Annotated in this window: 14 protein-coding genes; 10 read left to right on the top strand and 4 right to left on the bottom strand. The window is 44.7% G+C overall.

Features of this window, described 5'->3' with window-relative positions:
* The first annotated feature begins 2 nt into the window (after positions 1-2).
* The 5 genes from LZG73_RS04755 (at position 3) to LZG73_RS04735 (ending at position 3,175) form a co-directional block, all read left to right on the top strand.
* Entirely contained in the window at positions 3-512 is a 510-nt protein-coding gene (locus tag LZG73_RS04755; RefSeq protein ID WP_233846559.1) for an SRPBCC domain-containing protein, read from the top strand.
* Between the two features lie 331 nt (positions 513-843).
* Positions 844-1,266 (top strand): VOC family protein, encoded by a 423-nt coding sequence (locus LZG73_RS04750; RefSeq protein ID WP_233846558.1) that lies wholly within the window; start codon positions 844-846, stop codon positions 1,264-1,266.
* Between the two features lie 67 nt (positions 1,267-1,333).
* Positions 1,334-2,200 (top strand): PHB depolymerase family esterase, encoded by an 867-nt coding sequence (locus LZG73_RS04745; protein WP_233846557.1) that lies wholly within the window; start codon positions 1,334-1,336, stop codon positions 2,198-2,200.
* 146 nt (positions 2,201-2,346) lie between these two features.
* Entirely contained in the window at positions 2,347-2,685 is a 339-nt protein-coding gene (locus LZG73_RS04740) for a helix-turn-helix transcriptional regulator (protein ID WP_233846556.1), read from the top strand.
* Entirely contained in the window at positions 2,675-3,175 is a 501-nt protein-coding gene (locus tag LZG73_RS04735; protein WP_233846555.1) for an SRPBCC domain-containing protein, read from the top strand. Before LZG73_RS04740 ends, LZG73_RS04735 begins: the two co-directional genes overlap by 11 nt.
* Positions 3,176-3,250: 75 nt before the next feature.
* Here the strand turns inward: LZG73_RS04735 and LZG73_RS04730 are convergent, their stop codons facing one another.
* From LZG73_RS04730 to LZG73_RS04720, 3 genes are all read right to left on the bottom strand, one after another.
* Positions 3,251-3,991: an ImuA family protein gene (locus tag LZG73_RS04730; RefSeq protein ID WP_233846554.1), complete on the bottom strand. Its 741-nt coding sequence runs from the start codon at positions 3,989-3,991 to the stop codon at positions 3,251-3,253.
* A gap of 94 nt (positions 3,992-4,085) precedes the next feature.
* Entirely contained in the window at positions 4,086-4,811 is a 726-nt protein-coding gene (locus tag LZG73_RS04725) for a DUF1080 domain-containing protein (protein WP_233846552.1), read from the bottom strand.
* Between the two features lie 83 nt (positions 4,812-4,894).
* A complete protein-coding gene (locus LZG73_RS04720) occupies positions 4,895-6,601 on the bottom strand; it encodes an FAD/NAD(P)-binding protein (RefSeq protein ID WP_233846550.1) in 1,707 nt (568 codons plus the stop codon).
* Positions 6,602-6,745: 144 nt separating this feature from the next.
* Between LZG73_RS04720 and LZG73_RS04715 the strand changes: the two genes are divergently transcribed.
* On the top strand, positions 6,746-7,552 hold the full coding sequence (locus LZG73_RS04715; RefSeq protein ID WP_233846548.1) for an MOSC domain-containing protein: 807 nt from the start codon (positions 6,746-6,748) through the stop codon (positions 7,550-7,552).
* Here LZG73_RS04715 and LZG73_RS04710 read toward each other — a convergent pair.
* The gene (locus tag LZG73_RS04710) at positions 7,542-8,813 is read right to left on the bottom strand and encodes an MFS transporter (RefSeq protein WP_233846546.1); all 1,272 of its coding nucleotides are present in this window, start codon (positions 8,811-8,813) and stop codon (positions 7,542-7,544) included. The genes LZG73_RS04715 and LZG73_RS04710 overlap by 11 nt on opposite strands.
* 172 nt (positions 8,814-8,985) lie before the next feature.
* Between LZG73_RS04710 and LZG73_RS04705 the strand changes: the two genes are divergently transcribed.
* From LZG73_RS04705 to LZG73_RS04690, 4 genes are all read left to right on the top strand, one after another.
* Complete coding sequence (locus LZG73_RS04705; RefSeq protein WP_233846544.1) at positions 8,986-9,789, top strand: hypothetical protein; 804 nt, start codon at positions 8,986-8,988, stop codon at positions 9,787-9,789.
* Positions 9,790-9,874: 85 nt separating this feature from the next.
* Complete coding sequence (locus tag LZG73_RS04700; protein WP_233846542.1) at positions 9,875-10,597, top strand: LytTR family DNA-binding domain-containing protein; 723 nt, start codon at positions 9,875-9,877, stop codon at positions 10,595-10,597.
* A 6-nt stretch (positions 10,598-10,603) separates the two neighbouring features.
* Positions 10,604-12,739, top strand: coding sequence for an ATP-binding protein (locus LZG73_RS04695; protein ID WP_233846540.1), 2,136 nt, complete (start codon positions 10,604-10,606; stop codon positions 12,737-12,739).
* A gap of 65 nt (positions 12,740-12,804) precedes the next feature.
* A complete protein-coding gene (locus LZG73_RS04690; RefSeq protein WP_233846539.1) occupies positions 12,805-14,175 on the top strand; it encodes a thioredoxin family protein in 1,371 nt (456 codons plus the stop codon).
* The last annotated feature ends 380 nt before the right edge of the window (positions 14,176-14,555 follow it).

Genomic DNA, 14,555 nt, shown 5'->3' with positions numbered 1-14,555 from the left:
AGATGGAACAACAAGCAGAAGAAAAAGCAGGATTGAAAATTGTCAGGCAATTTAATGCGCCTAAAACGTTGGTGTTTGATGCATTCGCATCACCGGAGGCATTCGGCAAATGGTGGGGACCAGCGGGAAGCCAGCTTTCAGTAGAAAGTTTCGACTTTAAGCCGGGCGGAAAAACCCATTACAAAATGGAGTCTAACGGTCACACGATGTGGGGATTATTCCAATACAAAAACATACTGCGTGCGGACCTGCTCGAATTCATAAACTCGTTTGCAGACGCCGAAGGGAACATCATCACTTCCCCGTTTCCAATGGATTTTCCACTAGAAATATCAAACAAAATCACATTAGAAGAAAGTGAGGGAGTCACTACACTAACCATCCAGGGACATCCGATAAATGCAACGCCAGAGCAAATTGAAACCTATAAGTCCATCACAAACAGCATGGAACAAGGATTCGGCGGAACATTTGATCAATTGGAAGCATACTTAACAGAACAGCAGCAATAATTTCAATTCGAGACGGTCCGGAATTACGGGCCGTCTTAATGTTTGAGAAATTCCTTTGGAACCGGGTTATTTTCAAGAAAGATTTTCATTTCCAGAGCTTTCCGGGATAGCGGTCGCTTAGCCGTTTAATGAATTTAATTTAAGCAATCATTTTAGGTTTAATTACAACGCCCTTACGCCCCACCAAAGAAATAACCGCATGAAGGAAAAAATAAAATATACTTGGTATTTCGAAATGGGTTTGTGCTTTCTTAATAGACGCTCTGTGAATGCGAAACACTTTGAGCTCCTGTCTGATCTTTATCAAAACCCAAACTTAATCCCAAACAAAATGATCAAACCACTTTATCCTTGCCTTTGGTATGACGGAAATGCGAAAGAGGCTGCGGAATATTACTGCGGCATTTTCAAGAGCTCCAAAATCACCGCCGAGAACCCGATGGTCGTTACATTTGAGCTTAACGGCTTCAAATTCATGGGTTTAAATGGCGGTCCGCATTACAAGTTTTCTCCGGCAACCTCCTTTGTTGTCGAATGCGATACACAGGAAGAAATCGATTATTACTGGGAAAGATTGGGCGAGGGCGGCTCCTACAACCAATGTGGCTGGCTAGATGACAAATTTGGAATGTCATGGCAAGTTGTCCCGTCCGTTTTACAAAAATTAATGGCTGATCCTGAAAAAGCACCGCGTGTCATTAAGGCATTTATGCAAATGAGCAAGTTCGACATTGCAACGCTGGAAAATGCCTGATAAGACACTTTTCGTCCTATGCCCTCATTTGCTATCCCTTATTCACGCCTGTCCCGAAAATTCAAAAATGCTCAAATTCATTCTTCCTACACTGCTTTCCCTTTCCTTCCCCACTGCCAAAGCGCAACTTGTTTCCGATTCCCTGCTGATTGAAGGGCATCAGCGCGTGTTTGTGTATGATAAATCTGTTCGGGTGAAACCTGGAGCCAGCCTCATTTTTCTGATGCATGGCTCGGGTGGTGAGCCCATGGGATTTGCGCCGCGTGCTGCCAAGTTGCAGGCAAGGGCGGAGGCTGAAAACTTGGTGCTCGTTTACCCGGCTGGTTATAAGAAATATTGGAATGAATGTCGAAAAGCCTCAACAGCCATCGCTAACAAGGAAAACTTGAACGAAGAGGCTTTCTTTTCGGCGATGATTGAGTTCTTTTTTGATAAGTATAAAATCAATAAAGCACACGTTTTTGCCACCGGTTTTTCGGGCGGCGGGCACATGTCGTATAAATTGGCGCTGACAATGCCCGGCAAGATCAAAGCCATTTCGGCCATTGTCGCCAACATGCCGACGGACGAAAACATGGATTGCACGCCCATGAATGTTCCCCTTCCGGTGATGATTACGAATGGCACGGCCGATGAAACCAATCCTTACAACGGAGGAGAAGTGAAAACCGCGGGCGTAACGCTTGGCACTGTACGCGCGACGGACATGTCGTTCCAATATTGGGCCAAACTCGATGGTTACAGCGGAGCGCCCGTCAAATCCATGATGCCTGACAACGACAAAGCCAATGATATCACGGTCGAAAAATATGCTTACCAAACCAAAGGCAAACCAGAGGTGACGCTTTTAAAAGTCATCAATGGCAAACACGAATTTTTCTCCGACTTCGACATTTTTGAAGAAACCTGGGCATTTTTCAAAAGACAAATGTAACCCAGGCAATTCTTACGCATCAGAACTAACAAACCGTTAGTGATGCACGTCACTCACTACAAATACAAAATAAATCAGGAGAAATTTGTGCAACTGTAAAGTTGCGCTTATATTTGCAACCATAACGTTGCATAATAATTAAGGCTATGCCGAAAGATTTAAGAAGAGACGTATTTCAGGCCATTGCAGATCCGACCCGCAGGGCGATTTTAAGCCTGATCGCATTGCAGGCGATGACGCCGAACGCACTGGCTGAGCACTTTGACACAAGCAGACAGGCCGTTTCCAAACACATTAAAATATTGACCGAATGCCAGTTGGTAACGCAGAAGCTGGCCGGCAGAGAGATATATTATCATTTCAATGCAAAGCAAATGAAGGAGGTGGATCAGTGGCTCGAACAGTTCAGAAAGCTTTGGGAAGATCGTTTTAACCAGTTAGACCAAGTTTTATTCAACTTAAAACCAGATGATTATGAAAACTAACCTTTTGATGAATTTTAATGTAGACAAGGAAAACAAAAAGATTAGCGTCGAAAGAGAATTTGCTGCCTCGGTGACAAAAGTCTGGGCGGCATGGACACAGAAAGAATTGCTGGATCAATGGTGGGCGCCAAAACCATGGAAGGCCAAAACCAAATCGCTCGATTTCAAAGAAGGCGGTCACTGGCTTTATGCAATGGTTGGTCCCGAAGGAGAAGAACATTGGGCACGCGCTGATTACGAGACCATTAGTCCTTTAAGAAGTTTTTCTGCAAAAGACGCGTTCTGTGATGAAAATGGCACTGTGAACGAAGCACTTCCTGGCTCGCATTGGGAAAATACATTCAAAGAGGAGTCCAACAACACATTGGTTTTCATTGAGATAACATTTAAGGAACTTGCTGATCTTGAAGCCAATATGCAAATGGGCTTCAAAGAAGGCTTCACATTGGGTCTGGAAAATCTGGACGAATTGCTGGCATTGCAGCAATAATATATCATTGCCGTTTCAAATGCTTCAAAGTTCCAGTTCAATGGACTTTGAAGCATTTTGTTTAAAAAAAGTGCTTTACGCCGTTTTAAAGACAGTCGTTTTTTCCTGCACAGCCATTTTATTCCTGATATACTGAAAACCGCCCGATGACCATTCCAGATCCCAGCTCGTAGGCTCGCCATTTCTTACTTTTTGCAATTCGACATTCCATCGTGGATGACCCACGCCGGGCATTCCTGGTTCGAGCTGACTCGCAATGGGCGCAACTTTCCAGCGGGAAACACTTGCCAATGTGTTGGCTGTGCGTGGATTGCATCGATGCAAAAATCCGGTAACCCGGCTTTGCTCCACCGCAAGCTGCAACCGCCGCGACTCGGTGAGTGTCACCTCACAGACCTCTCCCACAACGGCCGCGACCGCATCACATTTGAGCGATTCTTCAATGGCCCAAAGCAAATCTTCCTTTTTCTTGATATCAACGAAAATAACGCGGTCCGGTTCAATGCCAAAAAACTTTAAAGCCGGTGGAAAGAGCAGCCGATTAATGCTGATCCAAAGGCAAGAACCGCGTGCTGGCATCACCTTACCTAGCAATGCAGCCATAAAACCGGTCGTCGCGGCAGACTCTTCATTGGTGACACTTATAAATTCATGAATAGCCCCAACAGGGAAAATGCCATTCGGAAAAGCCAGCTCCATTTCTCCCAAACCAAAATGGTTACGCTGCCCGTCAGCATGCGAGCGAAAACCCTCCAAAGAAAGAATTTCCTTTTGTAACCTTTCAGCGATCTCACTCTTCGCAACTGGCTGTTTCATAGGTCATTTGAGTGAATTGTTATTTTAAGTAACAATATCATGATCTCAAAAATACCAAATTGCGCAATCAGCCGCAAGAATTTTAATTTATTAATTACAGTTTGCGCAACTTAATATTACGATACCAAACTGTGCTGCCCCAATCCTGCAACCCGATTCGACCAGCATAAGAGCCCTTCGCAATGGGTGCAGCTTTTAGTCCGCTGTTCGCAATTTTTTGTTTCCAATCGGCGCTATTCAGGTCATGTTCCTGAACGACGAACTCGTTTTGATAAACGGTTAACTTGCCCTTTTTCACAATAAAATGGATCTTATTCCACTCACCTTGCGGATTTCCTTCACGCAAACGCGCATTGGCCACACTAAAAAAATCACTCGCGCGATGTGTGTTCTCCTTTGCACCTTCATAAATTTTATCGTCGGTCACTTGCAGTTCAAGGCCAGTATCGTGCATGTTTTTGTTTTTGGGAGATTCGTTTACAAAAAAGAAAATCCCGCTGTTGGCATATTTGCTGACCTTCCACTCGGCTTTGAACTCAAAATCGCCGTTAATAACTTCATCTATAACAATGTCGCCGCCATTTTTCGCTTTGTTTCCGGCACGTTCGGGCACATTCAATTTAATGGCCCCTTGCTCAATCTGCCACGCCGTTCCCACTTCTTTCCCGCCATATGCATGCCATCCTTTCAAATCCTTTCCGTCAAATAACAGCTTCCAGCCATCCTTCTTTTCGGCGGCGGAAAGCGTGTTCAATGCCTGGGAAAATGAATTTGTAAATGCAAAAATCAAGGACAATGTTAACAGGGCAAAGCGGCTCATATTTTTTCGATTTTAATGTTAAAATACAAGTGTGTGCTTTAATAAAAATACTTGCCGGTCCGCAAAATGTTTGACAGAAATCCTCAGTCAGCCAGGACATTATTTACAATCGTCCCTGAGGCCTGTTCGCAAAAGTCTAGTCCCGAATAATCAGGATTATGCCCACCAATATAAGGAACGGCCATAATGTAAATGCGCTGATTGCCTTTGCCAAAATGGTCTAAAACCTGAAAATTATCATTGATCGCAATGCCCGGCACTCTCAGGTAAAAATCGCCATTGGCCAGCTGCTCCACATTGTCCCTACCTGCTTCCATTGCAGCGCTTCCCGTCTCGGCCGACCTGAACTTCAACAACGCCGGACTCACAGTCCCGTTGGTTATCAGACTCTTAAACGGAAATGCTTCAAATGGCAAATGCGGCTGGCCTACACAATTGACGAATGTATGATAATAAACGGCCTGCTCTTCCCCGTTGTCATCTTTGTAAAAATACGTCACACCACCACCATTCTCGGGATCCACACGACTATCGTCGCCTACGGTTATAATTTCAAGCCGTCCGGCGTCGTCCAATGCCAGCAACTCGTCGGCTGAACTCTGCGGAACAAACGCGATGACAACTGAAACAAGCGGCATCAATATCTTTTGCATGCGCTGCATATCTTCGGCAGACATATATTTGGCAGGATAATTCATCGCAAAACTCAGCACCGCCAGGATTTCTTTCCAGTGAATGGATTCCTCATTTCGGATTGACTTTTCCGCCTCCGCATATTCGCGCCTAAACAACATGAACGGCTCCGTTTTTTCGCGAACTTCCATCATGGAGTTCACAAATTCCTCCATTTTCATGTCCTTAATGCGCTCGTAAAACACGGGATCTTTCTCCCTGAACAGGTCCTTGAATGCTTTTTCAAACATAAAATCCAATTCAAGAAAACCATCATTTTCACTCCGGTTTTGCGCAACTTCTTCTTCGGAAAGCAATGCTTCGTCCGACAAAAGGGGATCTTCCAAATGGAAGCGGATGGCAGGGAGCAGCCCATTACGCGAATGCATGACGAGTCTGAAATCAGGGCTTGTGTCTGAGGGAATAAATTTTACTTTTCCATTTTCATCCTTTTCAAATGAGCCATTATGCCGCGCCAAAGTTCTGATTGCGTCAATGGCCGTGAGCGATGAACCTCTGATGGCGATCGGATGATTGAGCGCTAATTTGAGTTTGGATGGTGGATAAGGAGATTCAAAATAGCCTGGCGTGGTACCTTCGTGTTTGTTGGGCCAGTTATGTCCTGTACACACAATCACCTGATCGAATGTCGCCAATCCCAGCCGTTCCACGGCAATGTCAACGGCGTTTTCAGTGGGTTTATCAATGATATCCAGCACATTACAGCCTGTGTGAACGCAGGTTTCCAGTCCAATATCGGCTGCTTTTTTAAGCAAAAGATCAAATTGCCCAGCCAGATATTTACCAAAAAGCAATCGCGGCAAAACTTTGTATTCGTTGAATTTGGTTTTGTCAATAGTGAAACCTTCCAGCGCCTCGTCGGGAACTGTTTGGATCCATTCGCCAATGGAAGTTACAATTTCAGGGATCTCGTTATCAGAAACATTAGTAATGTGCTCATTGTTAGAGCCTTGATAACTGTAAGGCATTCCCGCGCCTAATAAATTTTTGCTTTCGTAGATGTGTATTTCCAGGTCGGTTTGACCCGCGTCTACAAATCTTTTATAAACAAACAATGCACTGGGGCCTCCGCCCAGGATGGCAATACGTTTCTTCAATTCTTTAAATATTAATATTAATGATAGATCCGATGGTTTTTCAAAACTTATACATAAACAATTATACCAAGCTTATTGGGAATGATTTTTTGAAAGATTCTTATAATTTCCATGGATCTTTGTCCGCACCATAATCTTCCGCAAATGCATTTATCAGAAATATGGATCTATCCTGTAAAATCCCTCGGCGGAATACGTTTGAAAGAATCGCAGGTGGAAGAAGAAGGACTGAAATATGATCGCCGCTGGTTGATTGTGGATGAAAAAGGCACTTTCCTAACCCAGCGGGTCAATGCACAAATGGCCTTGCTGGACGTTCAGCTCTATGAAGAAGGATTGCTTATCGCGCATCGTTATCAGCCTGAAAGACCAATTCTTATTCCATTCCAACGAAATTCGGATGCAGACATGCAAGTGAAAATATGGAAGGATTTCGTCACCGCCCGAACGGTTTGCGATGAGGCTGATGCGTGGCTTTCGGAACATTTGGGTAAAGCCGTTCGCATTGTAGAAATGACAGCAAACACCCAGCGCAAACAAGATCCAATGTATGCGCACGGCGAAAGTCACGTGAGTTTTGCAGACGATTTTCCTTTCTTACTGATCTCGCAGGCGTCACTGGATGACCTTAACAGCAGACTTGCTGAGCCGGTCACAATGAAGCGCTTCCGTCCCAATTTTGTTGTGGCGGGCACGTCGCCCTATGCGGAAGATCAATGGAAAAATATCAGCATTGGAGACACCAGTTTTGAAGTTACCAAACCCTGCGAGCGCTGCATTATGGTGACCATTGATAATAAAACGGGCATTAAAGGCTCGGAACCGCTGAAAACTCTGGCTGGTTACCGCAAAATAGACCGCAATATTTTCTTCGGCCAGAATGTGATCGGGCTGGGAACGGGGACAGTTCGGGAAGGCGACGAAGTTGTTTTGCTATCTTCTAAGCATTAACCGAAACTAGCTTCTCGTGCTTTGGCGCCGGAATAACGACCAGCGTGATGATCGTCGCCAGGACTAACGCGCCGGACATCAATGTATAAGACGCATTGAAATTTCCGGTTTCACTATTGAGATAACCCACCAGATAAGAGCCTGCAAACGAGCCTAATGCGCCCAAACTGTTGATTAAACCGATTGCGCCGCCAATCACATTTTTTGGTAAAACATCGGCAATTGCTGCAAAAAACGGCCCATATGGCGTGTACAAAGCGCCTCCGGCAATTACAAGCAGCACATAGGACAGCCAGAATTTTTCAGGTCCAAGCCAAACGGTGGCGTAAAGACATATGGCGGCGATGAGCAGAAACGGCCAGATAAAAACCTTCCGGTTGCCTGTTTTATCAGAAAAATAGGAAGCACTGAGCATGCCAATGACAGCCAGCAGATACGGAACGGACGACAGCCAGCCAGTTATAACCATGTTCATATCGGGCGCGGCTTTGATGATCGATGGCAGCCACATCACAAATCCATACACACCAACGCTCCAAAGCAGATATTGCAACGAGAGCAAAATGACCTTTTTGGACTTGAATGCTTCCGCATAGTTCTTGACCGGCTTAATGCCGACCTGCTCTTCTTGCAGGCGTTTTTCAAGTTCTGTTTTTTCAGAATCAGACAGCCATTTGGCCTCCAATGGGCGCTCATCAATCATTTTCCACCAAATGAATGCCCACAGAATTCCAGGTGCGCCTTGTAAAATAAACATCCACCGCCAGCCCATCGAATCGATCAGATAGCCGGAGAGCACGGACATCCAGAGCACGGTAACCGGGTTTCCGAGGATCAAAAATGTGTTTGCGCGCGAGCGTTCTTCTTTGGTAAACCACTGGCTCAGCAGGATGAGCATGGCGGGCATCACCGCACTTTCCACAACGCCAAGCATAAATCGGATGATGATCAGCGTTGTCGTGTCGTTGACCATTCCAGTCGCTGCCGCTAATCCGCCCCAGCAGATTAAAGAGATGAATATTAGTTTCTTGGCAGCTTTGTGTGCGGCATATTGCGCTCCGGGGATTTGAAAAAAGAAATAGCCCAGAAAGAAAAGCGAGCTCAGCAAGGTCGATGTGTTGGGCGTAATGTGCAGATCACCCGCCATTCCGCCGGCGACTGCAAAGCCAAAATTGGCCCTGTCCAGATAAGCCAGACTATAAGTTACAAACACAACAGGAATAATCCTGAACCACCTTGCCTGCGCCAACTTTGGTTTCATGCTTTATTCAATGAAGTCATTTTGTAAAAATGTTAAGGCACGAAATGCTCGATTATACTAGTTGAAATGCATTATGCGCTTCATCAAAAGCCTTACATTATGGTAAATAAAAGCGACCGGATACTTTGATAACTAATTGTCCCTGAATGTCATCAAGCTAATCTCAGTTGCCATGAAACACATTATGATTTTCGCGCTGCTCATTGTTGCGATGGCTTGTAAAAAAGATGATGTGAAGGAGCCCATGGTTGAAACCGAGCCTTGCCTGCTTCTGGGTTATGTGACCGACACAACGGGATCGGGCGCTCGTGTTGAGATCTTTTACAACAAACAGGATCTGATCAGCGGCACCACATACGCGTACACCGGATATTTTGGCGACACGACTAAAATGACGAGCACCGTAAGTTATTACGACCAGCAACGGCCGTCTGTCGCAACCAATGTGGTTCAAGAAATAAATGTCAAATTTGAATACGATGCCAATAAGGTTTTGGTCAAAAAAACCTGGTTTGAAAAAGAAACATTGCCCAGATATTCAACCCGGTTTGAGTGGAAAGCCGGCAAACTCGACCGCATCATTCAGAGTTCCTACGAAGTCACTGGCGCACCGGGCAGCACCCAAAATTACAAGGAAACAGAACATTCCTATGCCATGCTCGATATCGGCGATGACGGCAATTTGCGAACATTGAAACGCTTTCGAATGGACGGCAAAGCATTGGAATCATACGCATTCGAATATGACAAAAGCCCAAACCCATTCAGAAAACTATACGCAATCCAAAGCACTTATTTCGACCAATATGCCCATTTGATGTCGACCAACAACATTACACGCACAACCATTCGTTATCCCGAAGAACAAAAAGAATATGTTCAGGATGTGAAACGCGCTTATAATCCCGCCGGTTATCCGCTTGATGGCTTCTATCCGTCGCACCGTGCGCTTGCATTGGTTTATAAATGTCGTTAGCGTTTCGTGTCCGTCGGTTATTTATTTACAGGATTTCTCTGGAAGATGCTTTTGCATATATTGAGCATCATTTATCAACTTCTTTATGACCGGCAGTTCGCTCCCCATTGTCCGTTTCATTGCCATTGACGACAATCCGCTGGACTTATTTTCAATTACAGAATATGCCAAAGCGTTTCCTTTCCTTCAAAATTGCGGCACTTATCCCAATGCACTGGAAGGTTACGAAGCGCAGCAATACATTAAGCCTGATCTGGTTTTTCTGGACATTGAAATGCCGGGCATCAGCGGGTTGGATCTTTTGCGAAAAATCAGGGCCGACGTTTCAATGGCCGTTTTTATCACGTCACACCATGAGTTTGCGCTCGATGGTTACGAATTGTCTGCATTGGATTATATCCTTAAACCGCTCACAGAAGAACGCTTCGTGGAAACCGCACGCAGGGTGCGGGAATATGCGCTCATGAAGCAGCGCGCTGACGCTTATGAAGTGCTTTTTGAGCAGGATACGCTAACCATTAAAGAAGGTTATAACCAAGTAAAACTGGCACAAAAGGACATTATTTACTTGGAAGCGATGCAGGATTATACCAAGATCATCACCCAGCAAAAGAACTATGTGACCCTTTCTTCGCTCACTTGTTTTATGGAGCAGCTTCCAGCCGACCGTTTCATGCGCGTACACCGCAGTTATGCCGTTTCATTGAATCAGATCAAGGAGCTGCGTCACTCGGAAGTGGTTTGCAACAAAACGGTCATCCCGGTTGGAAAAACCTATCGGTCTGCCATTGCCAAGCTTAGAATCTGATCTCAAATGAAACAGACTTTACTCTTCATATGCGGCGTTCTTCTTTCACTATCAACCGCTTACAGTCAGATTATTCCCGATTTGACGCCATACAAGTCGGTCAGGGACAAGCTGGAAGCGCTTGCTGATCTTTGCGATTCACTTGCCAATATTGATGACCTGGAAAAGGAGAAGTTCGTGGCACATTATGCCTTGCGGCTCGCTCCTGCAAATGATTTTTATTATCGATCGATTTTCCATTACAACCTTGGTTATGCCTTTGAAACCTCTAATAGTGACAGCGCCTTTTATCATCATGAAAAATCGCTTGCACTCGCGCGCAAAGGCAAATTGCCACGACGTGTTCTGATGTCCCTTAACCGTCTTTTGTTTGAATACAACAATTCGGTTGGAAACAAGCAAAAGGCTGATGCAACGCTTCTGGAAGTGCTGAAAAGCATTGACACCACAAAAAATGAATATGAAAAAGCCTCGTTGTACGCAACAATTGGCAATTATTACGCCTCAAAAGGCGAGTATAACACGCAGGTCAATTATTTGCTCAAAGCGATTACAATCAAGAAGCAGCTGATTCAAGTTGGAAAAATTAAGGATCGGGAGGAACTCGTAGTGGACTTAATGAGTCTCGGTGAGCTGTATACTCAGCTGCAACAAGGAGAAAAAGGGCTTTATTATATCAAAGAATCAAGAAATTACATTGTTGCCTACAAGCCATATCTCAACTATTATTATAAGGATATTTCCGGGGCTTATTTGCTCATGAAGCAACCCGCAATGGCCCGGATTTACTATGACAGTCTAGCCGCAATGATCACTCCTGACGACAAGCAGACGGGTCGGCGATCTAACAAAATCGCGCTCGACCTGACATTTGCTGATCATTATCTAACCCTAAAAAAACTGGACAGCGCGCAACTTTACCTCGATCGTGCCAATGCGCTTGCGCCAAAGTGGGCGAGCACATTGCTGCTGTCGCAGGTCAATTTCATGACTGGAACTGTGCTTTTGGCTCGGAAACAATTTGAAAAAGCGCTGCCATATTTGAAAGCATCGGAGCCTCACAGCGATGGCTTGGGACTGGAGATTCACGTTGGCCTGTTGCAGTCGCTCGCTAAATGTTACGCCGCGACCGGTCAATGGCAGCAGGCCTATGCTTATTATGATAAATATGCGCCACTGCGGGATTCGTTGTATCTGGAATCGGCGCGAAAAAGCATTGCCGATGCGGAAGCGCAGTATCAAAACAAAGACAAGCAGCAGCAGATCGAAGTCAAGAACTTACAAATTGACCGCGCCAAAAAAGAGCGGCTCTGGCTTATTTCGGGCCTGACGCTTTTGGCAATTTCGCTCGCACTTTTGGCTGTTATTTACAGGAATAAAAGGAAGAATGCTGAGATCCTGGACATGAAAAACCGGGAACTGGCGTCGCTCATCAGCGAACTCGAAGAAGCGAATCGCACCAAAGCCAAGCTTTTCAGCATTATCAGCCACGACCTGCGCTCGCCGATCAGCCAGGTTTATCAATTTTTAAAGTTGCAGCAGCTTAATCCCAAGTTGTTAAGCGAAGGTCAAAAAGCAGAATTGAGTGAGAAAATCCAGACCGCAACCGGGTCACTTTTGGAAACCATGGAGGATTTGTTGCTTTGGTCAAAAACCCAGATGAACCAGTTTAAAGCAGACATTCAGCCCGTTGACATTTCTCATATTGCCGCGCAAAGTCTGCGGTTGCTGCAACTGAACATTGAAGCAAAAAATCTTCAAATACAAAATCAAATTCCGCCACAGATCATTGTAAACACAGACCCCTATTATTTGCAAGCCATCATCCGCAATCTTTTGCAAAATGCCGTCAAAGCCTCGGACGATGGCGGGATTATTCAATTAGGATTCACTGAAAGCGCACAGCGCAAAGCACTTTTTATAGAAAATTCAGGCGCTGCATTTACACAAGAAGGTTACACAACTATTTTATCCCAAAATGAAAACAACCCGGGCTTGTCTGGCCTGGGGCTGAGGCTGGTCGGCGAACTGTCCGAGAAAACGGGTTTAAAAGTTCGATTTGAAAATCCATCAGAAACACTAACAAGAACATTGATCGTTTTTCCTGACGACAATATTTATCAAACTAGTTCGAAGATTTAACAAAATCTCAACAAACGGTTACAAAAAAATTTCTAGATTTGGACGGACGTCAATCATTCGGATTTATGAAACAATTGTTACTTGCTTTTCTGATTTTTTCATCCATTTCCAGCATCGCGCAAATTGCTTTTGTCGATTCTTCTTTGACATGGGAACAACTTGCAAAAAAGGCCAAAGACGAGAATAAACTCGTTTTTATTCATGTGGAAGGCTCCGGCTGCGAGCAATGCAACACAGTCGCTACACAGGGTTTCAGCTCACCGATTTTAAAGGAAAAATTTGCAAAAAACTTCGTTTCCACGCGGGTTAACATTGAGTCTAAAAACGGCTTAAAATTTGCCGAGAAGTTTAAAATTCCGCATCCATTGATCTCGCTGTTTGTTGATGCGGATGGCAATGTGCTGCATAAATACGTAGGCTCCACTTCCAGCGGGATCACTTATGCGCAGCAAGCGGACATGGCCATTTCAAAAATTGGCCAAAAGCCCTTTGCAGCTTATGAAAAGCAATATGAAGCTGGGGAAAGATCACCGGCTTTCATTAGAGAGTTCATTACCAGGCAGAAAGAAATGCAAATGCCAATCGATCGTTTGCTTGACGAATATGCGGGCATGCTTACAATTGACTCGCTGCAAAACTTTGAGACCGTTAAGTTTATTTACAAACAAAGCCCGACAGTGGACAGCCGCATTTATAAGGCAATCCAGGCCGTGACACCGCGCAAAATAATCGACAGCATCTATAAAAACATTCCTTACCCTGAGGCAGTTGCGATAAATAATGGCATTATTGGAAGTACATTTCGCAAGGCTGTCAAAACAAAAGATCAAAATCTCGTTTTCCAATTATCCAGCTTCATCCAAGGCACTTATGGCAATGATTATGAAGTGGGCTACATGGCTTCACAAAGGAATTTAAATCAATACATGCACGCCATTAAGGACACGGCGCAATATATAATGGGTGTTTCAAATTTTATAAATCACCATTATATGATGTTATCCGTGGATTCGCTGAAAAGAATTGATGCAAAGCAACTCGCTCGTCAGCCGAAAACGCAACACAATGGTGGCCCGGGCGTCACTTCGAGCGTTGTGAGCTTTCCTCCACCTTCGCAGTTTTACCACATAGAGCTTAATGAGCACGCCTGGCATTTTTATGAAATGTCAAACCGCAAAAGTGATCTTGAAAAAGCGCTGATGTGGTCAAAGAAATCGATCGAGTGGTTTGATGAGCTGAATAAAGGAAAAAACCACCCGATGACGCTCGGTAACCCCGCTTATCTCGACACTTACGCGCATTTGCTCTACAAACTAGGCCACAAGGAGGAAGCAATCGTATGGCAGACAAAAGCAGTTGAAGCAAGCAAAGCGGCCAAACAACCATTTCCGACTATTGAAAAAGAGCTGGCAAAAATGAAGGCCGGCACGCTTTAATACTGCATTTATAAGCACACTGGCAGTAGCCGCTGACAGGTTTGTCTTTTCCATTGAACTCGGTAATTGTTACTGTGGCTCCACCGGAAATCCACGTTGCAGACTTGTCATAATAACCATGCATGTAAGGCACTTTCCCGAAAACCATCGGTGAAATGATCACCGTGCTTTCTGTCTCCGGCTGACCGGTTTTTTTGTTTTGTTTGCCCAAAATTATTGCAGGCAAACGCTGCCATTAACTGCCATCCCGGATTAATCGCTGCATTCATGTCACAAACTAACGCAACCGCAAGCTGAATTAGGAAAAAGAAAATCGGACTGATGGGTAATTTATTAGGGTTCTTTATTTTTGATTTTAACTTGTCAAAACCCTCAGAAAA

This window comes from Dyadobacter sp. CY326 (assembly GCF_021390515.1).
Classification (GTDB): domain Bacteria; phylum Bacteroidota; class Bacteroidia; order Cytophagales; family Spirosomataceae; genus Dyadobacter.
The sequence above is the reverse complement of the archived record's forward strand: the minus strand, read 5'-3'. Positions and strand labels throughout refer to the sequence as shown.